24 protein-coding genes and 2 pseudogenes are annotated in these 25,761 nt (G+C 71.6%); 15 read left to right on the forward strand and 11 right to left on the reverse strand.

Going from position 1 to position 25,761, the window contains the following annotated elements; translation table 11 throughout:
• Nucleotides 1–88 precede the first annotated feature (88 nt).
• The 5 genes from ACFZCY_RS03605 to ACFZCY_RS03625 are packed head-to-tail and all read left to right on the forward strand — an operon-like array spanning nt 89 to nt 4,062.
• Entirely contained in the window at nt 89–481 is a 393-nt protein-coding gene (locus ACFZCY_RS03605) for a molybdopterin-binding protein (protein ID WP_199830837.1), read from the forward strand.
• A 37-nt stretch (nt 482–518) separates the two neighbouring features.
• Entirely contained in the window at nt 519–1,355 is an 837-nt protein-coding gene (gene modA, locus ACFZCY_RS03610) for a molybdate ABC transporter substrate-binding protein (protein ID WP_391169064.1), read from the forward strand.
• 44 nt (nt 1,356–1,399) lie between these two features.
• Nucleotides 1,400–2,218, forward strand: a complete 819-nt coding sequence (locus ACFZCY_RS03615; RefSeq protein ID WP_391169397.1) for an ABC transporter permease — start codon at nt 1,400–1,402, stop codon at nt 2,216–2,218.
• Complete coding sequence (locus tag ACFZCY_RS03620) at nt 2,215–3,303, forward strand: ATP-binding cassette domain-containing protein (protein ID WP_391169066.1); 1,089 nt, start codon at nt 2,215–2,217, stop codon at nt 3,301–3,303. Before ACFZCY_RS03615 ends, ACFZCY_RS03620 begins: the two co-directional genes overlap by 4 nt.
• Before the next feature lie 12 nt (nt 3,304–3,315).
• Nucleotides 3,316–4,062, forward strand: a complete 747-nt coding sequence (locus ACFZCY_RS03625) for a hypothetical protein (protein WP_391169067.1) — start codon at nt 3,316–3,318, stop codon at nt 4,060–4,062.
• Between the two features lie 14 nt (nt 4,063–4,076).
• Here the strand turns inward: ACFZCY_RS03625 and ACFZCY_RS03630 are convergent, their stop codons facing one another.
• Both ACFZCY_RS03630 and ACFZCY_RS03635 read right to left on the reverse strand, forming a co-directional pair.
• Entirely contained in the window at nt 4,077–5,099 is a 1,023-nt protein-coding gene (locus ACFZCY_RS03630) for a zinc-binding dehydrogenase (RefSeq protein ID WP_391169069.1), read from the reverse strand.
• A gap of 20 nt (nt 5,100–5,119) precedes the next feature.
• A complete protein-coding gene (locus ACFZCY_RS03635) occupies nt 5,120–5,977 on the reverse strand; it encodes a PhzF family phenazine biosynthesis isomerase (protein WP_391169070.1) in 858 nt (285 codons plus the stop codon).
• Nucleotides 5,978–6,062: 85 nt separating this feature from the next.
• Between ACFZCY_RS03635 and ACFZCY_RS03640 the strand changes: the two genes are divergently transcribed.
• Nucleotides 6,063–6,965 carry a LysR substrate-binding domain-containing protein gene (locus ACFZCY_RS03640; RefSeq protein ID WP_391169072.1) on the forward strand — a complete coding sequence of 301 codons (903 nt, stop codon included), beginning with the start codon at nt 6,063–6,065 and terminating at the stop codon, nt 6,963–6,965.
• Here ACFZCY_RS03640 and ACFZCY_RS03645 read toward each other — a convergent pair.
• From ACFZCY_RS03645 to ACFZCY_RS03655, 3 genes are all read right to left on the reverse strand, one after another.
• Complete coding sequence (locus ACFZCY_RS03645) at nt 6,962–7,393, reverse strand: NUDIX domain-containing protein (protein ID WP_391169074.1); 432 nt, start codon at nt 7,391–7,393, stop codon at nt 6,962–6,964. The genes ACFZCY_RS03640 and ACFZCY_RS03645 overlap by 4 nt on opposite strands.
• 100 nt (nt 7,394–7,493) lie before the next feature.
• The gene (locus tag ACFZCY_RS03650) at nt 7,494–8,648 is read right to left on the reverse strand and encodes an SPFH domain-containing protein (RefSeq protein ID WP_391169076.1); all 1,155 of its coding nucleotides are present in this window, start codon (nt 8,646–8,648) and stop codon (nt 7,494–7,496) included.
• Between the two features lie 12 nt (nt 8,649–8,660).
• Nucleotides 8,661–8,912: a hypothetical protein gene (locus tag ACFZCY_RS03655; protein WP_391169077.1), complete on the reverse strand. Its 252-nt coding sequence runs from the start codon at nt 8,910–8,912 to the stop codon at nt 8,661–8,663.
• 240 nt (nt 8,913–9,152) lie between these two features.
• Between ACFZCY_RS03655 and ACFZCY_RS03660 the strand changes: the two genes are divergently transcribed.
• Nucleotides 9,153–10,223: a hypothetical protein gene (locus tag ACFZCY_RS03660; RefSeq protein WP_391169079.1), complete on the forward strand. Its 1,071-nt coding sequence runs from the start codon at nt 9,153–9,155 to the stop codon at nt 10,221–10,223.
• A gap of 14 nt (nt 10,224–10,237) precedes the next feature.
• Here the strand turns inward: ACFZCY_RS03660 and ACFZCY_RS03665 are convergent, their stop codons facing one another.
• Both ACFZCY_RS03665 and ACFZCY_RS03670 read right to left on the reverse strand, forming a co-directional pair.
• Nucleotides 10,238–10,795: a hypothetical protein gene (locus ACFZCY_RS03665; RefSeq protein WP_391169080.1), complete on the reverse strand. Its 558-nt coding sequence runs from the start codon at nt 10,793–10,795 to the stop codon at nt 10,238–10,240.
• Nucleotides 10,796–10,865: 70 nt separating this feature from the next.
• Nucleotides 10,866–12,950: a restriction endonuclease gene (locus tag ACFZCY_RS03670; RefSeq protein ID WP_391169081.1), complete on the reverse strand. Its 2,085-nt coding sequence runs from the start codon at nt 12,948–12,950 to the stop codon at nt 10,866–10,868.
• Nucleotides 12,951–13,140: 190 nt separating this feature from the next.
• Here ACFZCY_RS03670 and ACFZCY_RS03675 point away from each other — a divergent pair, with 190 nt between their 5' ends.
• Genes ACFZCY_RS03675 through ACFZCY_RS03695 form a run of 5 tightly spaced genes read left to right on the forward strand, consistent with a single transcriptional unit; the run spans nt 13,141 to nt 17,586 of the window.
• Complete coding sequence (locus tag ACFZCY_RS03675; RefSeq protein ID WP_391169083.1) at nt 13,141–13,569, forward strand: hypothetical protein; 429 nt, start codon at nt 13,141–13,143, stop codon at nt 13,567–13,569.
• On the forward strand, nt 13,569–14,228 hold the full coding sequence (locus ACFZCY_RS03680; RefSeq protein WP_391169084.1) for a hypothetical protein: 660 nt from the start codon (nt 13,569–13,571) through the stop codon (nt 14,226–14,228). Before ACFZCY_RS03675 ends, ACFZCY_RS03680 begins: the two co-directional genes overlap by 1 nt.
• Entirely contained in the window at nt 14,228–15,901 is a 1,674-nt protein-coding gene (locus tag ACFZCY_RS03685; protein ID WP_391169086.1) for a putative T7SS-secreted protein, read from the forward strand. Before ACFZCY_RS03680 ends, ACFZCY_RS03685 begins: the two co-directional genes overlap by 1 nt.
• 52 nt (nt 15,902–15,953) lie before the next feature.
• Nucleotides 15,954–16,250, forward strand: coding sequence for a YrhB domain-containing protein (locus tag ACFZCY_RS03690; protein WP_391169088.1), 297 nt, complete (start codon nt 15,954–15,956; stop codon nt 16,248–16,250).
• Between the two features lie 7 nt (nt 16,251–16,257).
• On the forward strand, nt 16,258–17,586 hold the full coding sequence (locus ACFZCY_RS03695; protein WP_391169089.1) for a YrhB domain-containing protein: 1,329 nt from the start codon (nt 16,258–16,260) through the stop codon (nt 17,584–17,586).
• A 62-nt stretch (nt 17,587–17,648) separates the two neighbouring features.
• On the opposite strand, the pseudogene ACFZCY_RS03700 reads toward ACFZCY_RS03695, so the two are convergent.
• From ACFZCY_RS03700 to ACFZCY_RS03710, 3 genes and pseudogenes are all read right to left on the reverse strand, one after another.
• Nucleotides 17,649–17,966, reverse strand: a pseudogene (locus tag ACFZCY_RS03700) (GMC oxidoreductase); the annotation flags it as partial.
• 100 nt (nt 17,967–18,066) lie between these two features.
• Nucleotides 18,067–18,237, reverse strand: a pseudogene (locus ACFZCY_RS03705) (GMC family oxidoreductase N-terminal domain-containing protein); the annotation flags it as partial.
• A gap of 14 nt (nt 18,238–18,251) precedes the next feature.
• Nucleotides 18,252–18,584 carry an NAD(P)-binding protein gene (locus tag ACFZCY_RS03710; protein ID WP_391169091.1) on the reverse strand — a complete coding sequence of 111 codons (333 nt, stop codon included), beginning with the start codon at nt 18,582–18,584 and terminating at the stop codon, nt 18,252–18,254.
• A 124-nt stretch (nt 18,585–18,708) separates the two neighbouring features.
• Here ACFZCY_RS03710 and ACFZCY_RS03715 point away from each other — a divergent pair, with 124 nt between their 5' ends.
• Nucleotides 18,709–23,616 (forward strand): RHS repeat-associated core domain-containing protein, encoded by a 4,908-nt coding sequence (locus tag ACFZCY_RS03715; protein WP_391169093.1) that lies wholly within the window; start codon nt 18,709–18,711, stop codon nt 23,614–23,616.
• A gap of 9 nt (nt 23,617–23,625) precedes the next feature.
• Nucleotides 23,626–23,997 carry a DUF6193 family natural product biosynthesis protein gene (locus ACFZCY_RS03720; protein ID WP_391169095.1) on the forward strand — a complete coding sequence of 124 codons (372 nt, stop codon included), beginning with the start codon at nt 23,626–23,628 and terminating at the stop codon, nt 23,995–23,997.
• Between the two features lie 64 nt (nt 23,998–24,061).
• Here ACFZCY_RS03720 and ACFZCY_RS03725 read toward each other — a convergent pair whose 3' ends face one another.
• Entirely contained in the window at nt 24,062–25,459 is a 1,398-nt protein-coding gene (locus tag ACFZCY_RS03725) for a DUF1996 domain-containing protein (protein WP_391169096.1), read from the reverse strand.
• A gap of 137 nt (nt 25,460–25,596) precedes the next feature.
• Here ACFZCY_RS03725 and rpmG point away from each other — a divergent pair, with 137 nt between their 5' ends.
• Nucleotides 25,597–25,761 (forward strand): 50S ribosomal protein L33, encoded by a 165-nt coding sequence (gene rpmG / locus ACFZCY_RS03730; RefSeq protein ID WP_391169098.1) that lies wholly within the window; start codon nt 25,597–25,599, stop codon nt 25,759–25,761.

The raw sequence follows: 25,761 nt of genomic DNA on the forward strand, positions 1-25,761 counted from the left end.
CAGCTGCCAGGGTTCGTTGCCCGATCGTTGGGCCGATGCAACCCAATAGATGACCTGTACCTCGCAAACGCGCTCGTATCATGGGCGGATGCACACGTACCGGATCGGAGAGGCGGCGGCCCTCATGGGCGTCAGCGCCGATACCCTGCGCCGCTGGGTCGACAGCGGACGGCTCACCGCCGAGCGGGACGACCAGGGCCGCCGGATCATCCCGGGTCCGGCGCTGGCCGCGTTCGCCCGGGAGCTGAGCCGTGGCACGGACCGGGAGGGCAACGGCGTCTCCTCGGCCCGCAACCGCTTCGCGGGCATCGTCACCGAGGTGATCCTCGGTGATGTGTCCGCGCAGGTGGAGATCCAGGCGGGGCCGTTCCGCGTGGTGTCCATGATCAGCCGGGAATCCGCGGAGGAGCTGGGTCTGGAGCCGGGCGTCCCCGCGGTGGCGGTGATCAAGTCGACCAACGTGGTCGTGGAGAAACCGTGAGCGCGGCCCGCCGCGCACACCGACGAGGGAGAAACCTGTGACGACCCGTTCCGCGATCCGCCGGAGCCGCACCCTGCGCGTGGCGGGCGGCCTCACCGTGGCCGTGCTGGCGCTCGGCGGCTGCTCCTCCAGCGACTCCGACTCGTCCAAGAAGTCGGACGGGGAGAGCGGATCGGCCTCGAAGGACGCGAAGAAGGTGTCCGGCACGGTCACGGTCTTCGCCGCCGCCTCGCTCAAGGAGAGCTTCACCGAGCTGAAGAAGACCTTCGAGAAGGAGAACCCCGGCGCCAAGGTGACGTTCAACTTCGGCGGCAGCGACGGCCTCGCCGCCAGCATCACCTCCGGCGCCCCCGCCGATGTCTTCGCCGCCGCGAGCCCGAAGACCATGAAGACGGTCACCGACGCGGGCGACGCCCAGGGCACCCCGTCGACCTTCGTCCGTAACCAGCTGGAGATCGCGACCCTCCCCGGCAACCCGAAGAAGATCACCAACTTCGAGGACCTCACCAAGGGCGGGCTGAAGGTCGCGCTGTGCGCCAAGGAGGTGCCGTGCGGCGCCGCCGCGCAGAAGGTGCTGGACGCGGAGCACCTGAAGCTCACCCCGGCCAGCTACGAGCAGGACGTCAAGGGCGCGCTCACCAAGGTGGAGCTGAAGGAGGTCGACGCCTCCGTGGTCTACAAGACCGATGTGAAGGCCGCGGGCGGCAAGGTCGAGGGCGTGGAGTTCCCGGAGTCGAAGAAGGCCATCAACGACTACCCGATCGCCCAGGTGAAGAAGGCGCCGAACGCCGAGGGCGCCGCCGCCTTCATCGATCTGGTGAAGTCCCCGCAGGGCCAGAAGGTGCTGACCAAGGCGGGCTTCCTCAAGCCGTGACATCGCCCGTGACATCGCCCGGTACGAAGAGCGCGCCCGAGGCCCTGGAGGGCAAACGGCAGCGGCGGACCCGGTCCGGCCGGTCCGGCGTCCCGCTGCCGCTGCTGCTGCCCGCCCTCGCCGGGTTCGCCTTCCTCGTCCTGCCGCTGTCCGCGCTGCTGATCCGGGCGCCCTGGCGGTCGCTGCCGGATCAGCTGACCAGCGTCGAGGTGTGGCAGGCGCTGCGGCTTTCGCTGATCACCGCGACCGCCGCCACCGCCGTCGCGCTGGTGCTGGGCGTGCCGCTGGCCTGGCTGCTGGCCCGGGCCCGCTTCCCCGGCCGCGGTGTGGTGCGCGCCCTGGTGACGCTGCCGCTGGTGCTGCCGCCGGTGGTGGGCGGTGTGGCGCTGCTGCTGGCGCTGGGCCGTAACGGCATCGTGGGCCGCTGGCTGGACTCCGCCTTCGGCGTCACCCTGCCGTTCACCACGGCGGGGGTCGTGGTGGCGGAGGCGTTCGTGGCGATGCCGTTCCTGGTGATCAGCGTCGAGGGCACGCTACGGGCCGCCGACCCGCGGTACGAGGAGGCCGCCACCACCCTCGGCGCCTCCCGCTTCACCGCCTTCCGGCGCGTCACCCTGCCGATGATCGCGCCCGGCGTGGCGGCCGGCGCGGTGCTCGCGTGGGCGCGGGCGCTGGGGGAGTTCGGCGCCACCATCACCTTCGCGGGCAACTTCCCCGGCCGCACCCAGACCATGCCGCTGTCCGTCTACCTCGCGCTGCAGAGCGACCCGGCCGCCGCCATCGCGCTGAGCCTGGTGCTGCTCGCCGTGTCCATCGCGGTCCTCGCCGGGCTGCGCGACCGCTGGATGGGGGCCTCCGCGTGACCACCCGCACCTCCGCGACACGGCAGGGCACCGGCGGCCTCGACGCCCATCTCCTCGTGGACCGCGGCGGCTTCCGGCTGGACCTGCGGCTGACCGCCGCCCCCGGCGAGGTGGTCGCCCTGCTCGGCCCCAACGGCGCGGGCAAGACCACCGCGCTGCGCGCCCTGGCCGGGCTCACCCCGCTCACGGCGGGCCGGCTGAGCCTGGACGGACGGGCGCTGGAGGAGCCGGAGCGGCGGCTGCGGATCCCGCCCGAGTCCCGCCCGGTCGGCGTCGTCTTCCAGGACTATCTGCTCTTCCCGCATCTCACCGCCCTCGACAACGTGGCGTTCGGCCCCCGCTGCCACGGCGTCCCCAAGGCCGAGGCGCGCACCCAGGCCGCCGGCATCCTGGCCCGGATGGGCCTGGACGGCCATACGGGCGCCAAGCCGCGCCGGCTGTCCGGCGGCCAGGCCCAGCGCGTCGCGCTCGCCCGCGCCCTGGCCGTCCGCCCCCGGCTGCTGCTGCTGGACGAGCCGCTGGCCGCGCTGGACGCCCGTACCCGGCTCGACGTACGGTCCGGACTCCGCCGCCACCTCGCCGAGTTCGAGGCGGTGGCCGTCCTGGTCACCCATGACCCGCTGGACGCGATGGTGCTCGCCGACCGGCTCGTCGTGCTGGAGGACGGGCACGTCGTCCAGGACGGCACCCCGTCCGAGGTGTCCCGCCGCCCCCGTACCGACTACATCGCGAGCCTCGTCGGCCTCAACCTGTACCAGGGGCGCGCCGAGGGCCACACCGTACGGCTCGACGGCGGTACGGCCATCACCACCACCGACGACCTCACCGGCCCGGCCTTCGTCGCCTTCCCGCCCGCCGCCGTCACCCTCCACCGCGACCGCCCCGACTCCAGCGCCCGCAACGCCTGGCACGCCGAGGTGACCGGCCTGGAATCGCACGGCGACCAGATCCGCGTCGCCCTCACCGGCGAACTGCCGCTCCTCGCCGACCTCACCACCGCCGCCGTGGCCGACCTCGGCCTCCACCCGGGCCGCACCGTCTGGTGCACCATCAAGGCGGCCCAGACACACGCCTATCCGGCCTGACAAGATGGCCCGATGAGCGGGCGGGGCGAGCGGAATCCGATATGGCGGCGGCGGCTCATCGCGGGGTCGGTGAGTCTGCTGGCCCTCGGGGTGGCCGTCGCCCACCTCGTGGCGCCGGACCTGACGATAGACAACGTCACCGTCGCGCTGCTGGTCATCGCCATCGTGCCCTGGCTGCGTGACCTCTTCACCAGCATCGAACTGCCCGGCGGGCTCCGGGTGGAGTTCCGGGACGTCGAGCAGCGCGTCGAGGCGGCCGAGGCCATGGCCGACGCCGCGCTCGTCGCCGGTGGCGAGGGCGCGGGGCAGACCGACGACCCGGCGGCCCTGGACGAGGTCCACCGGCTGGCCGCCGAATACCTGTCGGTGCGTGATTCCATGCGCCCCGGATCGGCCCGTACGCAGCGCATGAACGGCATCTTCGCCCGCCTGGTGCGCGCCACCCAGCGCATCGCGGACCCCGAGCTGGACGACTGGCTCACGTCATCCGACGGCGGTCTCCGGCTCGCGGCCTACGCCCGTCTGTACGCCGTACCGGACGGTGCCACGCTGGACATCCTGGCGTACGCCGTCACCGAGGAACCCCTCGCCTTCGGCCAGTACTGGGGGATCCGCGCCCTCGACAAGGCCGTCGACCTCGTCGGCCCCGAGAACGTGCGGTCGAGCGTCGTCCGCCGCCTGGAGGACTGCCGCCCGAGCGGCGCCGACCGGGCCCATCTGCTGAACCGCCTGACAGCGAAGATCCACGGCCTTCCGTAGGGGGCACAAGGGGGTCACGCGTCGGTGATGACCACCTTCCCGAAGTGGCCCCGGTCCGCGAAGTGGCGGTACGCGGCGGGCGCTTCGGGATACGGGAAGGCGCGGTCGATCACCGGGCGCAGCCGGTGCCGCTCCATCGCCCGGTTCATCTGCTCGAACATCTCCCGGCTGCCCACGAACATCCCCTGCAGCGTGACCCCCTTGCGCACCACCGCCATGGGGTCGACCCCGCTGCCGTCGGCCAGCACCCCGATGACGCTGATCCGCCCGCCGGTGCGGACGGCGGTCAGCGACTGGGGCAGCGTGCCCGCCCCGCCGACCTCCACGACGTGGTCCACGCCGCCGCCGGTCGCCTCGTACACCGTCTGCCCCCACGCGGGCGTCGTCACGTAGTCGATCCCCTCGGCCGCGCCGAGCGCGCGCAGCCGCGCCAGCTTGGCGTCGCTGCTGGAGGTGGCGATGACGTGGGCGCCGCTCAGCGCGGCGAATTGCAGCGCGAAGAGCGAGACGCCGCCGCTGCCGAGGGTCAGCACGGTCTGCCCGGGAGCGGCGCCGCCCGCGGTCACCACCGCGTGCCAGGCGGTCACGGCGGCGCACGGGAGGGTGGCGGCCTCGGCGAAGTCCAGGTGGGCGGGGGCGGCGACAAGGGCGTCCTGGTCGAAGAGGACGTACTGGGCGAGGACGCCGTCGGACGGGCCGCCGAGCGCGCCCGCGGTCCGGTCCGCGGTGGCCGCACCGGAGATCCAGTGCGGCATGAAGACGCTCGCCACCCGGTCACCGGCCGCCCACCGGGTGACCTCGGCGCCCGCGTCGACCACCTCGCCCGCGCCGTCGGACAGCGGCACCAGGCCGGGGGTGAGGGCGCGTCCGTAGCTGTCCGAAGCGATCATCAGGTCGCGGTAGTTGAGCGACCAGGCGCGCATCCGGACCAGCACCTGGCGCGGCCCGGGGGCGGGCACCTCGCGTTCGCCGGGGCGGAGGGCGTCCACTCCGGTGAAGCGGGGCAGTTCGAAGCAGCGTGTCGTCGTCGTTGTCATGGTCGTTGTCGTTTTCGTTGTCATGCGGGGATCCTCACGGCGTGGCCGCTGACGCGGACACGGGTGTCGTCGGGGTCGATGTCCACCAGCAGTTCGCTGGGCCGCCCCATGTCCTCGCCCTGCCGGATCCGGACCCGGGACGCCTCCGTGACCAGGCCGTTCGCGCGCAGATAGCCGCCGAACGCGGCGGCCGCGGCGCCGGTGGCCGGGTCCTCCACGACACCGCCGACCGGGAACGGATCACGGGCGTGGAAGTCGAGCCGGTCCGGGTCCGGGCGGTGCACCAGATGCACGGTGGTCCAGCCGTGCCGCCGCATCAGCTCCTCCAGCGCGCCGAAGTCGTACGCGAGGTCCGCGAGCCGGTCACGGGTGGCGGCGGCGAGGATCAGGTGGTCGTTGCCCGCGAACGCGACGTGCGGGGGCAGAGCCGGATCGAGGTCGCCCGAGGACCAGCGCAGCGCCGCCAGCGCGGGCGCGATCTCGGTGTCCTCGTCGGCGGGACGCGTCCGGGCCGGAACGGAGGTGAGGGTGGCGCGCGGCGCCCCGCCGCCGTCCGTGCCCGTCGCCACGCGGACCTCGCCCGCCGCCGTGTCGAAGACCAGCTCGCCGGGGCCGTCCCGCTCGGCGAGGGCGACGGCGGTGGCGACGGTGGCGTGCCCGCAGAAGGCGACCTCGGCGCGCGGGCTGAAGTACCGCACCCGGTAGCGGCGCCGGGTCTCGTCGTGTGCGGCCAGGAACGCGGTCTCGGAGTACCCGACCTCGGCGGCCAGCGCGGTCATGGCGGCCTCGTCGAGGGTCGCGGCGTCGAGGACCACACCGGCGGGGTTGCCGCCGAAGGGGTCGGTGGTGAAGGCGGAGTAGCGCAGTACCTCGGTCATGGCGCCCACGCTTCCACGGGGCGGCCATCGCGTCCAACGATTCCCTTCGCTGGCCACCATCGCAAAACCCGATACCCTCACCGTGATGGACACCAGACTCCTGCGGACGTTCGCGGCCCTGGCCAGGACCGGGAGCTTCACCGCCACCGCCGCCGAGCTGCATCTCGCCCAGTCCACGGTCACCGTCCAGGTCCGCACCCTGGAACGGGAGCTGGGCACCCGCCTGTTCGACCGGCTGCCCACCGGCGCCGTCCCCACCAGCGCCGGGCGGCGGCTGCTCAGCGAGGCCGAGGACGTCCTCGACGCCGAGGCCCGGCTGCGCGCGGCCGCCGCGGGCGTCAACGGGACGCACGGCACCCCGGAAGGGCAGGTCGCCCTCGGCGCGGGCGAGTCCCTGTGCGCCGCCCGGCTGCCCCGCGTGATCGCCTCCCTTGCCCGCAGCCACCCCGGCATCGAGCTGAACCTGCATCCGGTGGGCAGCGCCGCCGCCATCGAGGGGCTGCGCGCGGGCCGCCTCGACCTCGCGCTCCTGCTGGAGCAGCGGGTCGACCACGCCGACCTCACCGCCCGCCCCCTCGCCCGCGAACCCCTCGTCTACCTCGCCGCGCCCGGCCACCCGTTCGCGGGCCGCACCGTCGGCTGGGCCGAGCTGGCCCGGCAGAGCTTCTTCGTCCACGAGGAGGGGTGCTCGTACAGCGACCATCTGGTGCGCACCCTCCGCACCCTCCCCGGACCGCCGCCCCGCCTCACCCGCTTCGGCAGCATCGAGGCCGCCCGCTCCTGCGTCGCCGCCGGTCTCGGCCTCACCCTGCTCCCGCGGGCCACGGTGAGGCGTCAGCTGGCCGACGGCACGCTGGCCGAGGTCCACGGCCCCGGCATCCCCCCGGTCCCGGTGCAGCTGACCCACGCCCGCCGCCGCTGGACCAGCCCCGTCGCCCAGGCGGTCGCCACCGAACTGGCCCGCCTCATCCCGGCGGACACCCCCTAGAGCAGATGCGTGCCGTCGTGGGCGCGGACGGCGGGCGGGGCGGCGGTGTCGAGCGCGTCCAGGATGCGGGCCGCGTACGCCTCGGACGCCAGGTCCGGCACCTCCGCCCGGGTCGCCCAGCGCCAGGCCCGGGTTCGGGGTCCGGTGGCGGGGGTTCCGTCGAGGGCCCGGCAGCGGAAGACGAGGGAGACGGCCAGGCCGTTCATGTCCTTGTAGACGCCGGTCAGGGCCGCCGGAAGTGCGATCTTGACGCCGGTCTCCTCCAGCAGTTCGCTCCGCAGGGCGTCGGGAATGGTCTCGTCCGGGCCCAGTGCCCCGCCCGGCGGCTCCCAGGTGCTGCTGTCCCGGCGCTTGATCAACAGCGCCCGGTCCCGCTCGTCGACGATGACGCCGGCGACGTTCACTGTGTGCGGGCGGTCCACGGTCACGTTCCTCGGCCCTCTCGACTGGCTGCGCGCCCCTCACGGTAGCCCAAGTGCCGTACCCGCAAAGGGCGCACGAGCCCGCCCATGCCGAGAACCGGTGTCCCTAGCGGATGTCGACCACGCCGTCGTCCGGCCGGCCCCCGTCCCGTCCGCCACCCGCACGCCGGGACGGCGTCTCCGCGTCGCCCAGGTCGCGCCGTACCGAGTCCAGGATGGTCAGCCCCTGGCCCACCAGCCCGGCCGCCAGCTCGCCGAGTCCGTCCGCGCCGTTGAGGACGTTGACGTTGGCGCCGGACAGCCCGGCCGAAGCCTCCTTGACGATCTGCGGCAGCTGGTCGATGAGCATGCGGTCCAGCGCGACCCGGCCGTGCGAGGCCGCCGCCTCGGCCTGGATCTTCATCCGCTCCGCCTCGGCCGTCGCCAGTACCCGGATCCGCTCGGCCTCGGCCTCCGCCGGCTTCACGATCTCGGCCACCAGCTCCTGCTGCCGCAGATCGGCCGCCCGCTGCGCCAACTCGGTCTGCGCGGCCAGCACTTCCTGCTGCGCGTGGGCCTGCGCCAGCGGTCCGGCCTGGGCGGCCTGGGCCTGGGCGCGGTCCACCTCGGCGTTGTACTGGGCCTGCACGATGGCGGTCTGCCGGGCGTATTCGGCCTGGTTGCGGGCCGCCTCCTGCTCCGCCTCGGCCGACGCCTGGGTGGCCTGCGCCTGGGCGATCTGGGCCTGCCGCTGGATGGCGGCCTTGTGCGGGGCGGACATCGCGTCGATGTAGCCGGTGTCGCCGTCGTCGATGGACTGGATCTGCAGCGAGTCCACGATCAGACCGATCTTCGCCATCTCGGACTTGGAGGTGTCCAGCACCTCGGTGGCCAGCTTCTGCCGCTCGGTGATGATCTCCTCGACGGTCATCGAGCCGATGATGGCCCGCAGATGACCCGCGAAGATGCGGCCGGTGAGGACGGACATCTGGTCCTGGTCGGAGAGGAAGCGCTGTCCGGCGTTGACGATCGACTCGGTGTCGTTGCCGACCTTGAAGGCGATCACCGCGCGGACGGTCAGCACGATGCCCTGCCGGCTGACGCACGTCTCGGCGACCTCCGCCTCGCACATCGCCAGCGTCAGGAAGCGCACCTTGCGGAAGACGGGCAGCACGAACTTGCCGTGACCGGTGACCACCCGGAACGGCGCGCCCCCTTGGCCACGCCTGCCTCCGGAGATCAACATCGCCTGGTCAGGCGCGGGAACGCGGTATCCGAACATCGCTCGTCTCCCTCAAGCGGCGTCGCCGGCCGCGCCGGTCGACGCGTTCAATGGGTCGGCCCACTCCATGACATCGACCTGCCGGGTGCCCCGGGAGTCGATGACCAGCACGGACGCCCCCTGTGGCAAGGGGTCGGCGGACCAGGCGAGGAAGGTCTCCGAGCCGCCCCGCACGCGCACCAGGACCTCGCCCGGGCCGGCGGCCCCGCGCGTGCCGATCACCAGCACCCCGGTACAACCGATCACGGACTCGTCCCGCGCCATGTGACGGCATCCCCCTCGTCATGTGCACTGCATTCCGACCTTAGCCCGCCCCCGTCGCACCGGATACGGGCAAGCGCGGCCATTACGCGGCCCTTACCGTTCCGGGTCCGAATCGCGACGTAAGCCCATGTGAGCCCCGGTGTACCGACGTTCTACGCTGTCGGGGCCGTCGAGGACGGTGACACGAGACGCGGACAGCGCGGGAAGAACACGAACAACGGGGGACACATGCCGGTGCGCATGAGGATGGTCGGCGCGGTCACCGTGGCGGGCGCGCTGGCGCTGCTCGCCACGGGGTGCGGCGGCGCCGGGGGCGGCGGGACGGCGGACGCGGCGAAGAAGCCGGACAAGGCGTCGTCGACGCCAGCGCCCCCGCTGCCGATGGAGACCGCCGCGAAGAAGGCCACCTGGACGGACCGGGACCGCACGCGGCAGCTGAAGGTGGCGCCCGAGCGGCTGGTCCAGGGCAAGGAGTCGGACCTCGAGCGGGTACGGCTCGACGGCGACGTCGACGGGATGGTGCCCTTCTACCTCACCGTCTCCTACACCAACACCGGCAAGGAGACGCTGGACCTGCCCGACCCGGAGAACAACTTCACGATCACCCTCGCCGACGGAACCCCCGGCCGGCCGATCGCCCTCATGAACACGAACCCGCTGGCCACCGAGTCGGGCGTGCCCAAGGAATGCGACAAGTCCGGCCCCGCGACCCTGGCCCCGGGGCGTACGGGCGAGGCGTGCCAGATCGTCATGCTGCCCAAGGCCCGGACGCCCGCGATCGTCTCCTACACCGACGAGGCGAGCGGCGCCCTGACGTGGAAGATCGGCGACGGCGAGGGCTACACGGGCACCAACGGCCTGATGACGGTCGGCCAGTCCGCCGACGCCATGTGGCAGGACGACAACCGCGACGTCCCGATGACCGTCACCCTGACCGGCATGCGCAAGGGCGACATCGGGGACCTGAGCCGCTTCCAGCTGAGCGCGGACCAGAAGAAGATGACCCCGTACTACGTCACCCTCCGGTACCGGAACACCGGCGCACACGTGTTGCTGCCCACCATGCAGGACAACGTCGGGGTCAGCACCGCGGGCGGACAGCAGCTGCGGCCGACGACCTTCATGGACTTCTCCGCCCCGGGCAACGGGATCGAGGGCTGCCGCAGCGCCGTTGCCCACACCCGGCTGAAGCCGAAGTCCTCGCTCACCATGTGCTCGGTCCACCTCATGCCCGAGGGCGACCAGCCGGTCGCGGTCACCTTCAAGGGCGAGGGCAGGGGTGCCCACCAGTTCGGCTGGCGCGTGCCGTGAGGTGACGTGGCCCGCTACTCCGCCGCGGTGTCCTCGAAGTACGCGTCCAGGACCTCGTCCAGCTTCGCCGTCCACTCCTTGAGGGCGCCGCGGGCCGGAGCCTCCACGTCGGCGGCGTACCAGCGCTTGGCGGTCGTGTAGACGGTGACGCCGAAGCGGCGGCCGAAGCGGGGGGTGTCGATCTCCACCGCGCCGATCTCGTCCCACGAGAACTCGGCGTTCTCGCCGTCGAGCTGGAAGGCCACACCGGAGCGCTTGGCGGTGATCGAGCCGCGGCGGTCGGAGACCTCGAAGACCGGCCCGTCCCCGTCCTCGGCCTGCTCCTCCGCTTCCTCCGCCTCGTCCTCCGGTTCGGGACCGGCGTCGTCGGCGTCGGCATCGTCGTCGGCGTCGTCAACGGGCTGGTCGGCGGCCTCTGCCGGGGCTTCCGGGGCCTCTTCCGTGGCCGTCTTCGCCTCCGCCGTCACCTCCTCGGTCTCGTCCGGGGGCGGGGGCGTCAGGCCGGGGATGTGCCCCGGATCGGTCCCGGCGGCGGGTACGGGCGGGGTGATCGGACCTATGCGCTGCTCCACGCCCGGCAGTATGTCGGATGAAGCTGTGCCCGCGACACCCACTCCCCGAGTGTTCCGCCGCGCGTCACGGTCAGGCGACGTCGATGCCGTACTCCCGCACCAGCGCCTCCAGCCCGCCCGGATAGCCCTTGCCGCCGATCACGAAGTCCCAGTCGCCGCCCGCGCGGCGCCGGAACGAGCCGAGGACCAGGGCGGTCTCGCCGGGGCGGCCGTCGGAGACCTCCAGCCGGCCGAGTTCGGCGCCCGACGCGTCCAGGAGCCGTATTCGGGCGTCGGCGAAGCCGGACAGGTCCGCCCCGGGGCCGACCTCGGGGTCGACGGCCGCGGCGAGGACGAGGCGGTCGGCCTCGGGCGGCAGGGCGTCGAAGGCGACCCGGACCGCCGCCCGGTCGGGGGCGGTGGCGGGCAGCGCGCTGACGGTGCCGTCGGGGGTGCGGGGGTTGTTGAAGAAGACGAAGTGGTCGTCGCTCAGCACCCGGCCGCCGTCGCAGACGAGGGCACAGACGTCGAGGGCGACCTCGCCCGACCACGACATGCCCAGCACGTTGTGATCGGACGGCGCCGTATCGGCGTCGGCCCTCGGAGCAGCGGTCCCGTCGCCGAGCCGCCCCCGCAACCCATGCCGGTGCAGCAGGTCGACCAGCTCCGCCCCGGACACCAGCTCCAACGGCTTCCCATGGGCGAAGGTGTGCGAGCCGGGGCCGAACCGCGAGGTGGTGACCAGGACGCCCTTGTTCGCGCCGGAGCCCTGGACCGTGCCGTACAGATCGCGCACCGCCGTCGGCGGCACCGTGCCGCGGTAGCGCTTCACCTGCACCACGATCCGGCCGCCCCGGATCGGCGTCGGGTCCATCGCCTCCACGTCCACCCCGCCGTCGTTCGAGCGCCGGGTCGTCACCGCCCGCATCCCCATGGCCCGGAAGAGGTCCGCGACCAGCGACTCGAAGGCGATCGGATCCATCGCGTGCAGATCCGGCTCGTCACCCCCGCCCTGGGTGAGGACACCGGACCCGACGTCGTCCGGCGTCCGCCCGGGCGTTACGGCGGCGAGCTGGTCGGGGCGGGCGGACAGGCGGCCGCGTACGCCGTCGACCAGGCAGTCCACCGCGCTCACCTGCTCCAGCCGCAGTTCGGCGAAGTCCGTACGGGACACCGTGACGGTCGCCAGGACGATCCGGGCCCGGTGGCCCGTCGCCGGATCGTGGTCGTCCACGAACCCGTTCAGCGCGACCGACTCCAGCGCCCCCGTCTCGTCCGCCGCGAACAGGTCGCGCAGCGCCAGCAGCACGACTTGCGCGAGCACGTCCCGGTACAGCGCCCGGCGCTGCGTGGCCGGGCGCGCCGTATCCCGGTCCTCGTCGGCGCCGGGCATGTACCGCACCGACTTGATCGCCGGGACGATCTCGTACTGCGGCAGCTGCCAGTCCAGGACGAGCTGGCGCGCGGCCGGGTCGTACGCGGCGGACGCCTCCCGGGGAAGGCCCTCCGGCCACACCGTGGAGGTGTACGTGGAGTGGTAGAGCGCCGCCGTGAAGTACTCCACCACCGCGTCGGGATCACCGGCCCGCACCTCCGCGACCAGCTCCGCCACGCCCTCGTTGTGCCGCCGCAGCTCCGCGAGCCGCTGCGCGGCCCACCGCTCGTACTGCCGGTGGTACGCGTCCAGCCGCCGCAGCCGCTCGGCCTCCGCCGCCCGCGCGGCCCGCCAGTCCCGCTCGTACCGCTCCCGCGCATCCTCCTGCGCCCGCCGCCCGGCCCCGAACCCCCAGCCGCCCTGCGGCTGGTAGTGCCGCTGGTCCGGCATCGGTACGGGCTCGGCCAGCGCGCCCGGGTCGAACGGCTCGACCTGCTCGGTCCGTTCGAGCCCCCTCGGCCGGAACGCCGCCACCCGGCACCCGTCAACCAGCAGCGACCGCAACGCCTCGACCCGCGCGTCCAGTTCCTCCGTACGCCGCCGCGCGTCCGCCTCACGCTGCCGCCGGTACGCCGCCTGCCGCTCCCGCTGATCGCGCGCCCGCTCCCGCTCGGCGGCCCGCAGCCGCCGCTCCTCCTCCCGCTCCAGCCGCACCCGCGCCCGCTCCTGCGCCTCACGCTGCCGCTGCGCCTCGGCCCACAGGGAGATCAGGCCGCTCGAACGACCGGAGCGACGGCTCATGCGGTACCCACTCCCCCCCGGGCCCACCGGACCCCACACCTCACGCACCGGCCCCAAGCTGCGGTAACGCCCCGATTCTAGTGGCCGCTACCACCGCCGTCCCGCCGTTGGTGAGCTGGTGCTGAAGCGGTTGTACGTACACCTATCCTGGCCCCGTCGGCCTGCGCGTCAGGGGCCGGGGAATTATGGAATGCCGGGGGACATAGTGGAACTAGCGGGCCACATCGCAGCGGTGCGCGCCGGTGAAGGCGATCCGATAGCAATGATCGGGGAGTTCAGGCGTACGGCGGTACTGGTGCCGGTGTCCGAGGGCCGCTTCATGTCGGCCGAGTACGGCGGAATTCGATGGCTGTATGCCTTTACGGACCAGGAGGCGCTGGCGCGCTTCGCGCTCGTACGCGGCGCGGCGCCCGACGAGGCGTGGGAGTACCTGGCGATGCTGGGCGCGCGGCTCCTGGACGTGCTGGTCCCGCAAATGGACGGCCCGGCGGGGGTGGCGATGGATGTCGCCGACGAGGACGGCTCGATGATGTTTCCTCCTATGAAGGGCATCGTGCCGGATGAGGTCGCACTGGACGGCGGCCGGAACGGGGGACGTGGAATGGGCTGGTTGTACTGATGAGTGACGTCTTCTCCGGGTTCACCAGCACCCCGGATCTCAAAATCGACAAGGACTCCTTGGACAAAATCACCAAGGGGCTGCGCGACGCCATCGGTGAATTGAAGGATGTCGGGGACAAAACCGGCGCGCTCCAGGGCAGTGGTTTCGAGGACATGGCCTTGTCGAAGGCCGATGCCGGAGGCAGCAGCGTCGCCGACGCCTTCGAGGGTTTCTGCGACCGCTGGGAGTGGGGTGTGCGCGCCCTCGTGCAGGACGCGAACGAGCTCGCGGAGCGGCTGGGTCTCGCGGCCGGAATGATGTACGAGGAGGACAAGTACTGGGAGGGGACCTTCAAGATCGGTCTCAACTCCCTGGTCGGCAACCCTCATGCGACGGAGGACGAGGTCGTCAAGCAGGGGTACGGGGACATCGTCATGCCGGATGCCCCCGACTACAGCGCCGAATCCTTCAAGCAGGCCGGCGGCGAGATGGCGCAGACCTGGAAGGACACCGGGCGGTCGCTGGTGACAGAGGGCCGGGGCGGTATGCAGGCCGATCTGTTCAGGACCGTCGCCGGGGTGGACGAGGAAGAGTTCGACCGGGGCGTCGACCGGGCCTTCGGTCCCTCGCCCGAGGAGCGGGCACGGCAGTCCGCGGCCGGGCAGGGTGAGGGCTGATGGGGATCGGGGACTTCGTCCCGGACGGGGTCGAGGACTGGGTCGGGGACCGGGTCGAGGACGTCGGCGGGGCTATCGACGCGACGACGGACTGGGGTGCCGACCGGCTTGACGACGTCGGCCTGAATGACGCCGCCGACTACGTCCGGGACAAGGGCGACGAGGCGGCGAACGCGCTCGGCGCCGACGTCGACGAACTGCAGCTGGACCAGACCGAGGACGAGAAGAAGCTGATCCGCGGCAATCCGGAGAAGCTGCGTGGCGCGGCGAGTCATCTGACCGACTTCATGAAGGCGTTCGAGAAGGTCGCGGGTGGGCTGAAGGGCCTGGACTCGCACCATCTGAAGGGCAAGACGGCCGATGCCTTCCGGGAAAAAGTCTCCATCGAGCCGCCGAGGTGGTACAAGGCGGCGGACGCGTGCGAGAAGGCGGCCGCCGCCCTGAAGGACTTCGCCGGAACGGTGGAGTGGGCCCAGGGGCAGGCGAAGCTCGCGGTCAAGGCGTACAAGCGGGGCAAGAAGGCGTCCGATGCCCATCGGAAGAAGGTCGACGCGTACAACACCGCCGTCACGTTCTACAACGCCCAGCCCGAGGATGAACGCGACCCGGACAGCCTGCCGGACAAACCCGCCGCCGCGGACCCCGGCGCCGCCGCGATCAAGGAGGCCGAGGAGACTCTGGCCGAGGCGCGTCGCCAGCGCAACGAGGCGCAGACCACGGTGAAGAAGGTGATCGACGGCGCCCGGGACCTGGCCCCGGAAAAGCCTTCCTACGGCGAACAGGCCAAGGACGGGCTCACCGGACTCCAGCTGGACGCTTCCCATTTCGCCGGCGGCGTCATCAAGGGCAGCGCCGGAGTACTCAACTTCGGTCGCAGTCTGAACCCGACCGACCCGTACAACCTCACCCACCCGGCCGAGTACCTCACCGGTCTGAACAACACCGCGGCCGGTGTGGTCCGCATGGCCAACGACCCGGTGGGCACGGTCAAGAACGCGTGGAACGGGTTCAAACAGGATCCGGCGGAGGGCTTCGGCCGACTGGTTCCAGAGATGCTGGGCACGCGCGGCATCGGCACCGCGAAGTCGGCGTTGACAGCCGGAAAAGCGGCGAAGGCCGTGCCGAAACCGCCGATGCCGAAACCGCCGCCGCCCAAGGACTGGAGTCACCTCGCGAGGGCCACGCCGGAGTCCCCTGAAAGGGCGATTCACGCCGGTTCGGTGCAGCCACACGAGGCAAAGGCATTCATCGACGACCAGTATCCTTGGCTGAAGGACGTCAACAACACCGGTCATCCCGGATACACAAACAACTGCTCGCACAATGTTGTGGCGGTCGACCGCAGGCTGGACGGGCATGAGGTGTCGGCGGCGCCGAAGCAGGCCGGGGATCACATCCCTCCGCACCAGCTGGGGCTGTACGACCGGCCGAAAGGCCAATACAACATGGTCGAGGGCTACGACGACATCGTCAAGGACCTCAATGCCCGGGGAGAGGGCGCACGAAGTGCGGTCTATATTTCACGGTCCGACGGCAGTGCCCATGTTTTCAACGCGGTGCAGACGCGGCACGGCACTGTCTTCCTGGACGGCCAGAGCGGGCAGCTCGGCAAGTTGGAGTTGTGGGGCCCGAATTATGTGGTCAACGGAATCGGTCACATACCCTACCGTTAGAATGGTCGCCCTCGCGATCTGAAGATTCCCGAAAGATGCTCTGGAGGCGGATATGCTCTCAATGGAAGAAGCCAACGCGGCGACACGTGAGTTCCTTGGAACGGTTTATGCCGCCGGGGAGTACACGATCGTCATGGAGCCCGAGCTGTCGCAGGAGTACCCGGCGGCCTGGGCGATCCGGTTCACTTCTCAGGAATACCTCGACACCGGGAACATGGCACTCGCGCCCTTTACCCGAGTGGTGATCGTCCCCAAGAACGGCAGCGCCCCGCACTTCCCCCCGAGCCACCTCCCCGTGGAGCAGTACGTCGCCCAGCTCGCCACGGACAATCCGGCCACCGGAGCCTGACCCCCTCATGTCCGACTTCCACGTACCGCGGGGGCTCGACCCTCTGCGGCAGGCCCAGACCTGGCTGGACTCCACCTACCGCGGGCTGGTCGAACCGGCGGCGCCGGAGCCGGTGACCGAGGACTTCGGCACCTGGCACTTCGCCTGCCGGGCCAAGCGCCAGCCGGGCTATCCCGAGACGCCCATGCTGGCGGCGACGGTCGTCGTGCCGAAGGACGGGAGCGTTCCCTTCCACCCGGCCGCGAACGACCCGTGGGGTGATGTCGAGGACTTCATCAGGTCGCGGTCCCCGCGGACGGCGGAGGTCCAGGCCCGGAAGCTCAACTCCCGCGGCTGCGCGGTCACGGTGGGCTCTGCCGTGGCCGGGGCCCCGTCCAGCCCCCTTCCCTGGTCCCCCTCCCACGAGGCGCCTGGGTGGTGGGACATCCTGCTGCGCCGCTACTTCCCGGAAGCCGAGGTGCTGGAGTGCGCCGGCTGGGACGAGGTGATCGCGGCCGCGCGTGAGCCGGGGCCCGGCACCCAGGGAGTGGTGTGGCTGCGGCGCGAGATCAAGGGCCTCGAGGCCACGGGGCATCTGCTCTATGTGCACAACAACAACGGCAATGTCGTCCTCCTCGACGGCATGTCGAGCGGACTCGGCCGGATGGAGACCGAGGGCGTCCGCGCCCTGACCTTCGCGCGGTGCCGGCCCGCCGGTTCCCCCGAGGCCCCGCTCGCCCCGCCGTGGCAGCGCCCCGCCGACGGGTTCGCCGCGGCCGTGGCGAAGGCCGAGGCGTGGCTCGAGCGCACCTACCAGGAGCCGGTCGTCCTGGTCGCCCCCGGGCCCGACGACGAACGGGAACGCGGTTGGCTGTTCGCCTGCAACACCACGGCCTTCCTCGATCACCACGACGTGAATCACGCGATGCTGGACGCGGCGCTCGTGGTCCCCAAGTCCGCCGCCGAGCCCTTCGGCCTGCCCAACTCCACACCCTGGGCGTGGTTCGACGCCTGGAACCGGGCAGAGGGGGATGGCGCACTCCAGGCGCCTCCACCGCCCCGTCCCGGACCAGCTGCCTGGCTTCCCTCCACGCTGCAGGCGCTGGGCCGACCGCTGTCGGCGTCCGAACACGTGGGGTGGGACTCACTGCTCGCCGAACTCTCCGCCCTGCCGGTCGGAGCGCGCGCTCTGATCTGGGTACGCCGTACCGACGGAAAGGGACGGGAGACCGTGGGGCTGGTCCTCACCGCGCTGCGCACCGGTGAGGGGAGCGCGGTCATCGATGGTTCGGAGCACCCGGTGACCGACCTGAATGCCCTCGCGGCCTGGCGCATGCACCTCATCCGCTACCGCTGACACCGCTGGTATCGCTCGCCATGGCCCCGGACCACTGGTCCGGGGCCATTGGCGGGAGCGATTCAGACGCCGGTCAGGAGGTCGGCGGCCTTCTCGCCGATCATGATCGACGGGGCGTTGGTGTTGCCCGACGAGATCGACGGCATGATCGAGGCGTCCGCGACCCGCAGCCCTGCCACGCCGTACACCCGCAGTTCCGAGGCGACGACGGCAAGGGAGTCCTGGCCCATCTTGCAGGTGCCGACCTGGTGGTGGTACGTGCCGACCGCGCGCCGTACGAACTCCCGCAGGTCCTCCCGGGTACGGGCCTCCGGGCCCGGGGCGGCCTCGGCCCTGCGCCAGTCGCCGAAGGCGGCGTGGGCGCCGGTTCGCGGTGCCGGGCGGCAGCGGGCGCGTCGACTCGTACACGTTGCTGACCAGCGGGTGGTCGTGCAGGTTCTCGCCGACGCCCGGCAGGTCCACGGCCACCTCGACGCCGACGTCGCGCAGGTGTGCGGCCGGGCCGATCCCGGAGAGCATCAGCAGCGCGGCCGAGCCGATCACCCCGCCGCTCAGCACCACCTCGGAGGCGGCGCGGGCCCGGTGGAGGGCGCCGTCCGCCGCGTACTCCACCCCGGTCGCGCGGCCGTCCTCCAGCAGCACCCGGTGCACCCGGGCGCCGGTGGTCAACGCGGCCGCCGTGGGATGCGGTTCGGCGATCCGGCTGACCGGCAGCGGCCCGTCGCCGCCGTGCCACTCGCTCGCCCCGTCGACGTGGTTCTCGGCCCGCTTGAACAGCGGCAGCACACTGTCCAAGCCATGGCCGCCCAGTCCAGCTCGGACTGGAGCAGCAGCGGCCACCCCTGCGGGCTGTGCACCCGCTCGTCGGTATCGGCCGGGCCCGCCTCGAGCACATGGACCGAATGCCCCCGGTCCAGCAACCGCCGGGCGATCACGCTCCCCGAGGAACCCGCTCCGACGATGACGAAGTCGTGCTCCGCGTCCGGTGTCCGGCTCATGGAGTTCTGCCCCCTCGACTTGCTGTCACAACATCAAATTCCTAGGTCGGCAAGCGTTTTACTGGGAAACTTTCGTTCGCACGCGCATTCAGGTCATGCGCGCATATACGGGGGGATGGGGAACGTGGCCGTCACGGTGCCGGACTGGGCAGACACCCTGCTGGATCTCATCGGGGTGTCCTGGCCGAACGTGGACGAAGACGCCTACCGGGACATGGCGGACTCCCTGCGGGGGTTCGCCGACGACCTGGAGGACGACGGGCAGCTCGCCAACGGGCATGTTGAGCGGCTGCTGTCGTCGGGGTGGGGCGAGGCGATGGACGCGCTGAACCTGCACTGGGGCAAGGTCAAGGGCACTCACCTCAAGGACATCGCGTCGGCCGCGCGGACCATCGCCGGGGCGCTGGACACGGCCGCGACGGCCATCGAGGGGATGAAGGGCGCGGCCGTCGTCCAGCTCGGGTATCTGGCCAGTGAGGCCGGTATCGCGTTATCGCTGATCCCGGTGACCGGCGGGTTGTCGGCGCTGCTGGGCGCGGGGGCGATACGGGCGACCCAGGAGGCGGTCCGGCGGCTGATCAAGGAGTGCATGGAGGAGGCGGTCGGTTACATCGTCTCGGCGCTGACCGAACCGGCCGTCGCAGCCCTGGAGAGCCTGGCCGCCGACCTGGTGGTGCAACTGGGCGCCACCGCACTGGGATTGCAGGACGGGGTGGATGCCGACCAGGCCCAGCAGGCGGGCAAGGACGGCTTCAAGGACGGGGTGCAGGGCGCGAAGGACGCCATGCAGCTGGCCTCGGCGGGCGGCAGTGGCGGCGGCGGTTCCGGTGGTGGCGGCAGGGGCGCGGCGGGCAAGGGTTTCCACATCGAGCACAGCGAGCACGACCACGCCTCGACCCAGCTCAGCGGCCTCAGCGTCAACTTCCACACCAAGACGGCGGGCAGGCTCTCCACGGCGAAGTCGCATCACAGCCGCACCCGTGGCCGGGACGACATCGCCCGGGCCATCGACCCGGTCGCCGACAAGGCCATCGACGCCCTGGAGAAGGCGCTCAAGACCATGGGCGACCACGTCAGCACCAAACTGCCCAAGGCCGTCAAGCAGGTCTCCACCGACCACAAGAACACCGACCAGGACATCCGCTCCACGTTCGCCAGGGACCACCGGAAGAAGGACGGCGGTGACCTGGGCGGCGACGCCGGGGGAGGCAAATCCAAGGGCGGCGGCGGGACGTCCTCCCGCACCAAGCCGGACGCCCTCCGCGACGCCAAGGACGCGCCGCGCCGCAACGGCGTCTCGCTGGAAAAGACGGTCTGCAAGAACGACCCGATCGACGTCGCCACCGGCGAGATGCTGCTCCCGGAAACGGACCTGTCCCTCCCCGGCGCCCTCCCCCTCGTCCTCCGCCGCACGCATCTGTCCGAGTACCGCCACGGCCACTGGTTCGGCCGCAGCTGGGCCTCCACCCTCGACGAGCGCATCGAACTCGACCGCGTCGGCGGCGGCGCGTTCTGGGCCCGCGAGGACGGCTCGGTCCTCGTCTATCCCCGGCTGCCGCGCCCCGAGGCCCCCGAGCCCGTCCACCCCGAGGAGGGCCCGCGGCTGGCGCTCCACTACGGCGGCGAGGACAACTCCGCCACCACGTACCGCGTCACCGACCCGCACACCGGCCTGACCCGCTCCTTCACCGGCAGCCCGTACCACGCGTCGTCCGCGTACTGGCTCACCGAGATCGAGGACCGCAACCACCACCGCATCACCTTCGCGCGCCGCCCCGACGGCACCCCGACCTCCGTCGCCCACTCCGGCGGCTATCTGGCCACCCTCACCACCGACGACGCCCGCGTGCGCGAACTGGCCCTGCGCACCCCCGACGGCCCGGTCACCGTGCTGCGCTACGGCTACGACGCCCCCGGCAACCTCACCGAGGTCATCAACTCCTCCGGTCTGCCCCTGCGCTTCACCTACGACCCGGACGCCCGCATCACCTCATGGACCGACCGGAACGGCTCCACCTTCCGGTACGTGTACGACGCCGACGGCCGGGTCGTGCGCACCGTCGGCCCGGACGGCTGCCTGTCGTCCGTCTTCGCGTACGACGTCCACCCGGAGACCGGCGACCCGATCACCCGCTACACCGACTCCACTGGCGCGACGACCGTCCACTACCTCAACCGCCACCTCCAGGTCGTCGCCGAGACCGACCCCCTGGGTCACACCACCCACCAGACCTGGGACCGCTACGACCGGCTGCTCTCCCGCACCGATCCGCTCGGCCGCACCACCACCTACACCTACGACGACGGGGGCGACCTCACCGCCGTCGCGCACCCCGACGGCAGCACGGCCACCGTCACCTACAACGACCTGCACCAGATCACCTCCGTCACCGGCCCGGACGGCGCCACCTGGCAGCAGGAGTACGACGACCGCGGCAACCCCACCGCCTTCACCCGCCCCGACGGCACGACGACCCGGCTCACCCACGACGCCCACGGCCACCTCACCGGCGTCGACGACGCCCTCGGCGCGCTGGACCGGCTGCGCTGCGACCCGGCGGGCCTCCCGCTGGCCGTGCGCGGCCCGATGGGCACCGTCACCCGCTACACCCGCGACGCCTTCGGCCGCCCGACCCGCATCACCGGCCCCGACGGCGGCACCACCGAGCTGGAGTGGACCGTCGAGGGCAAGCTCGCCCGGCGCACCGACCCGGACGGCTCGACGCAGTCGTGGACGTACGACGGCGAAGGCAACTGCCTGCTCCACCGGGACGCCACCGGCGGCGAGACCCGCTTCGAATACACCCACTTCGACCTGCTCGCCGCCCGCACCACCCCCGACGGGGCCCGCCACGCCTTCGCCCACGACACCGAGCTGCGCATCGCGCAGGTCACCAACCCGCAGGGCCTGACCTGGAGTTACACCTACGACCAGGCCGGGCGCCTCACCGCCGAGACCGACTTCGACGGCCGCACCCTCGGCTACACCCACGACGCCCTCGGCCGCCTCGCCACCCGCACGGGCGGTCTCGGCCGAACCATCCGCTACACACGCGACACCGCGGGCCGCGTGGTCACCAAGGACGCCGACGGCGCCCTCACCCACTTCACCTACGACGCCCTCGGCCGCCTCTCCGGCGCCACCGGCCCGGACGCCGAACTGTCCTACGTGCGCGACGAGGCGGGCCGGATCCTGCGCGAAACCTGCAACGGCCGCGCCCTCACCCACACCTACGACGCCTCCGGCCGCCGCGTCCGCCGCACCACCCCCACCGGCGCCGTCTCCACCTGGACCTACCCGGCCGACCGGCGCGCCCTGCTGGACACCTCCGGACACCGCGTGGTCTTCGAGTTCGACGAAGCGGGCCGCGAAACCACCCGCCGCGTCGACGACACCCTGACCATCGACCACGGCTACGACACCCTCGGCCGCCTCACCGACCAGCTCGTCCGCGGCCCCGGCGACGCCACCGTGCAGCGCCGCGCCTACACCTACCGCCCCGGCGGCCACCTCACCGCCATCGACGACCACCTCCGGGGGAGACGGCAGCTGGATCTGACCCGGGAGGGCCGGATCACCGCCATCACCGCCGACAACTGGAGCGAGGCCTACGCCTACGACGAGGCGGGCAACCAGACCGAGGCCTCCTGGCCCCGCGACGGCGGCGCCGCCGGTCCCCGTGCCTACACCGGCACCCGCATCACCCGCGCCGGCGGCATCCGCTACGAACACGACGCCCAGGGCCGCGTCACCCTCCGCCAGAAGCGCCGCCTCTCCCACAAACCCGACACCTGGCGCTACGCCTGGGACGCCGAGGACCGCCTCACCTCCGTCACCACCCCCGACGGCACGGTCTGGCGCTACCTCTACGACCCGCTGGGCCGCCGCATCGCCAAGCTCCGCCTCGCCGACGACGGCACCACGGTCACCGAACGGGTCGACTTCACCTGGGACGGCGACACCCTCTGCGAACAGTCCACCCACACCGCGGGCACCCCCGAGACCACCGTCCTGACCTGGGACCACGACGGCCTCACCCCGGTCGCCCAGACCGAGCGCAAGCTCACCCCGGCGGCCCTGCCCCAGCACGAGATCGACCGGCGCTTCTTCACCATCGTCACCGACCTCGTCGGCACGCCGCGCGAACTCATCGACGAGCGGGGCCACATCGCCTGGCACACCCGCGCCACGCTCTGGGGCACCACCGCCTGGAACCGCACCGCCACCGGCTACACCCCCCTGCGCTTCCCCGGCCAGTACTTCGACCCCGAGTCGGGCCTCCACTACAACCGCCACCGCCACTACGACCCCGAATCCGCCCGCTACCTCACCCCCGACCCCCTGGGCCTCACCCCGGCCCCGAATCCGTACACCTACGTCGACAACCCCCTGTTATGGGTCGACCCCCTGGGCCTGGCGGGCTGTTCGCACCGGTCCAACGGCGAGCACCGGCACAGTGTGGTGCTGGGCCCGAACCAGCCAGCTCCCAACGGCCCCTCGAACCGGCTGGCGAAGCACCTGCGCAACGACCCCGACGGCCCGGAGCACGACCCGAACAGGCCACGGGATCCCGGAGCGCACACCTACAACGGGCGCGAGTACGCCAACGGTGAGCCACCCGATTGGATGACCAACGTGGCGGCCGCGATCGGCGACCGTGGCACCACCTTGTCGATCACGCTCGACGGCATGCCGAACGCGAGAGGCGAACTCGGCAGCTGGAACACCCCGGACAGCATCGTGGAGGCCTTCCAGCAGGCGGCCCAGTTCGGGGCTCAGTTCAACATGTCGCACCGGGACAACTACCCCCCGGCCGGCGTAGGAGGGACGGCCTGGGAGATGAGCCTCGTCGCTCTCGCCGTGCGCAACTACGAGGGATCCGCCGCATGGGGCGACCCTGAGGACGAACGCTTGGGCAGGCCCTGGGAGGAGATCCACTGGTACTCGAACAACGAGAGAATCCACGTACCGAAGCCGGACATTCCAGAGATCCAGCCGGACCTTTCGCAGCTGCCGAAGCACAAGAGGTGATGTCTCCACATGACGAAAGACGACGATTCCCGGACCGCCGCGGACATCGTGGCCGCCCAGTGGCGGCTCTTCCTCGACGGGGCCGAAGGCATGGTCGACCCGGCCATGGCCCGCGCCGCCCACGAGCAGCCGCGCCTCCGTGAGCTGTTTCCGGGGGTCAGCCATGGCGTCATGTTCTTCAGCCGGTGTACCGGGTTCCCGGCCGCTCACGTCGGGGGGCAGGTGTCACCCGAGGGGGCTCGTCGCTTCCGGGTCAGAGGGCCGCTCGGCGGGGCGACCCTCGGTGTGGTCGACACCCCCGAGGAGGCCTTCGAGCTGGTCGTCGCGAACCTTCCCGAAGGCTGCGGCCCGGCCATCGAGGGAACGGCCGCCGACCTGTAGAAACGGCCCGGCAGGATGGGGGCAGCCATCCTGCCGGGCCGGGCCCGGACGGTGCGGCGTCGCGTCAGCCGCACTTACGGCCGCTGTTGATGCACTTCACGGCCTGCTTCATCAGCGAGTCGGACATCACGTTGATGAAGTCACCGTGGTCCGTGACCGGCTTGTGGAGCTGCTCGGGGAAGCTGTCCACAGCGAAGACCGAGTTCGGCGCGATCTTGTAGGTGATGCGCTGGGTCAGGGCCGGGATGGCCTTGAAGCCCTTGCCGCACGCACCGTTGGCACCGGCGAAGGCCACATGCGTGCGGTGGTTGGCACTGTCGCTGTTCCGGCCGTCCCAGCAGCTCTGGAACTTGAACGTCCGCACCACGTTGCTGCCCTTGGGGCACAGCGGGTACTTGTCCTTGAGCTGGCGGTTCTCGAACCCGGTGCAGCTCCAGGAGGCGTTGGCGTTGGCCGTGCCGTTGGTGAAGGCCTTGGCGTCACCGGTGATGATCCGCAGGAACTTCGGCATCGCCACGACCTTGCCGACCGCGCTGCCGCGGAAGGTGAGCTGGACGGAGGTGGGCTGGAGGATGGTGCCGATGTTGCCTTCGGTGCCGCCGCCCGGGGCGTTCACGTCCTTCTCGTTCTTGCCGTTGCGCAGGCGCAGCACCGGCCAGTAGTGGGTGGAGCGGTCGCCGTTGGTGCAGGAGGTGGTCGCGGTGGCGAGGACCTGGTCGGTGGCGAAGGCGTCGTTCTTCTGGTTGCCCACGTAGTCGTGCATGTGGTGGGCGCCGTTGCTCACACCGGGGGCGACGATGACGTTGTCGGAGTTGAACTTCTTGTTCTCGTTGCGTCCGCAGCGCGAGGAGAAGGTGCCCTTGGAGGCGCCTGCCTGCTTGCGGGGGTTCTTGACGTTGGGCTGCACCTTGCGGATGTCCACGAAGTCGGCCTTCTGGGGGCCGGAGCCCTGCGCACCGGCCGCCGCGGGGGCGGCCGCCACGGCGTTCGTCTCGCCCTGCTTGACCGTGCAGGACGCCATCGAGCCCAGCCCGGACGCCTGCTGCGAGCCCTGCCCCATCCGGGTGGCGATGCGGTTCAGCGCGCCGCGGCGCTGGGTCGACAGCGGCTCCAGGACGCGGGTGCGCACCCACTCCTGGTCGGCGGCCTCGGTGCCCTGCGCGGCGAGCCGCTTGTAGGCGTCGGCGACCTGGGTGTCCAGCTGCGCCAGTTCCTTGTCGACGGCGGGCCGCGCCTTCTGCGGAACGTCCGACAGCCGGGTGGCGACGTCGGGACACTGGATGGTCATCGAGGATGGTCGGGCCGACTCGGTCCGGTTGGGGGACTGTCCGGCCGAGGCGTTGTTGTCGGTCATCAGCAGCGCGCCGCCGCCGATCGCCAGAGCCGTGACGCCGACAGCGGACACGACGAGCACGCGGGACCGCTTGTGTCTCTTCTTGTACCTCACCACTACGCCCCTCATTGGTAGTTGTCGTACTGCGATACGAAAACCGGGGCGGTTCCGCTCATCGGTGGCCGTAGCGGCTGAAGGTGTGGCGAGAAAGCACCGGCCTCACCCGTAGATGAAAATGAAAACCGATGCCATGTACTCTGTGCGTCATGGCCCGGAACGAACTACGCCCGCTCATCAAGCTCAGGTCCACCGCCGGCACCGGCTACACCTACGTGACCCGCAAGAACCGCCGAAACGACCCCGACCGCATGGTCCTGCGCAAGTACGACCCGGTCGTGGGCCGCCACGTCGACTTCCGAGAGGAGCGCTGA

This window comes from Streptomyces sp. NPDC007983 (genome assembly GCF_042958345.1).
GTDB lineage: Bacteria > Actinomycetota > Actinomycetes > Streptomycetales > Streptomycetaceae > Streptomyces.

Excerpts from the sequence above, each read along its gene's own strand:
- ACFZCY_RS03670 (WP_391169081.1), bottom strand. The coding sequence starts at position 12,950 with ATGAGCCGTCGCTCCGGTCGTTCGAGCGGCCTGATCTCCCTGTGGGCC.
- ACFZCY_RS03720 (WP_391169095.1), top strand. The coding sequence starts at position 23,626 with ATGACGAAAGACGACGATTCCCGGACCGCCGCGGACATCGTGGCCGCC.
- ACFZCY_RS03710 (WP_391169091.1), bottom strand. The coding sequence starts at position 18,584 with ATGAGCCGGACACCGGACGCGGAGCACGACTTCGTCATCGTCGGAGCG.
- ACFZCY_RS03625 (WP_391169067.1), top strand. The coding sequence starts at position 3,316 with ATGAGCGGGCGGGGCGAGCGGAATCCGATATGGCGGCGGCGGCTCATC.
- ACFZCY_RS03650 (WP_391169076.1), bottom strand. The coding sequence starts at position 8,648 with ATGTTCGGATACCGCGTTCCCGCGCCTGACCAGGCGATGTTGATCTCC.
- ACFZCY_RS03640 (WP_391169072.1), top strand. The coding sequence starts at position 6,063 with ATGGACACCAGACTCCTGCGGACGTTCGCGGCCCTGGCCAGGACCGGG.
- ACFZCY_RS03635 (WP_391169070.1), bottom strand. The coding sequence starts at position 5,977 with ATGACCGAGGTACTGCGCTACTCCGCCTTCACCACCGACCCCTTCGGC.
- ACFZCY_RS03675 (WP_391169083.1), top strand. The coding sequence starts at position 13,141 with ATGCCGGGGGACATAGTGGAACTAGCGGGCCACATCGCAGCGGTGCGC.
- ACFZCY_RS03680 (WP_391169084.1), top strand. The coding sequence starts at position 13,569 with ATGAGTGACGTCTTCTCCGGGTTCACCAGCACCCCGGATCTCAAAATC.
- rpmG (WP_391169098.1), top strand. The coding sequence starts at position 25,597 with ATGGCCCGGAACGAACTACGCCCGCTCATCAAGCTCAGGTCCACCGCC.
- ACFZCY_RS03630 (WP_391169069.1), bottom strand. The coding sequence starts at position 5,099 with ATGACAACGACGACGACACGCTGCTTCGAACTGCCCCGCTTCACCGGA.
- ACFZCY_RS03685 (WP_391169086.1), top strand. The coding sequence starts at position 14,228 with ATGGGGATCGGGGACTTCGTCCCGGACGGGGTCGAGGACTGGGTCGGG.
- ACFZCY_RS03725 (WP_391169096.1), bottom strand. The coding sequence starts at position 25,459 with ATGAGGGGCGTAGTGGTGAGGTACAAGAAGAGACACAAGCGGTCCCGC.
- ACFZCY_RS03660 (WP_391169079.1), top strand. The coding sequence starts at position 9,153 with ATGAGGATGGTCGGCGCGGTCACCGTGGCGGGCGCGCTGGCGCTGCTC.
- ACFZCY_RS03605 (WP_199830837.1), top strand. The coding sequence starts at position 89 with ATGCACACGTACCGGATCGGAGAGGCGGCGGCCCTCATGGGCGTCAGC.
- ACFZCY_RS03655 (WP_391169077.1), bottom strand. The coding sequence starts at position 8,912 with ATGGCGCGGGACGAGTCCGTGATCGGTTGTACCGGGGTGCTGGTGATC.
- ACFZCY_RS03690 (WP_391169088.1), top strand. The coding sequence starts at position 15,954 with ATGCTCTCAATGGAAGAAGCCAACGCGGCGACACGTGAGTTCCTTGGA.
- ACFZCY_RS03695 (WP_391169089.1), top strand. The coding sequence starts at position 16,258 with ATGTCCGACTTCCACGTACCGCGGGGGCTCGACCCTCTGCGGCAGGCC.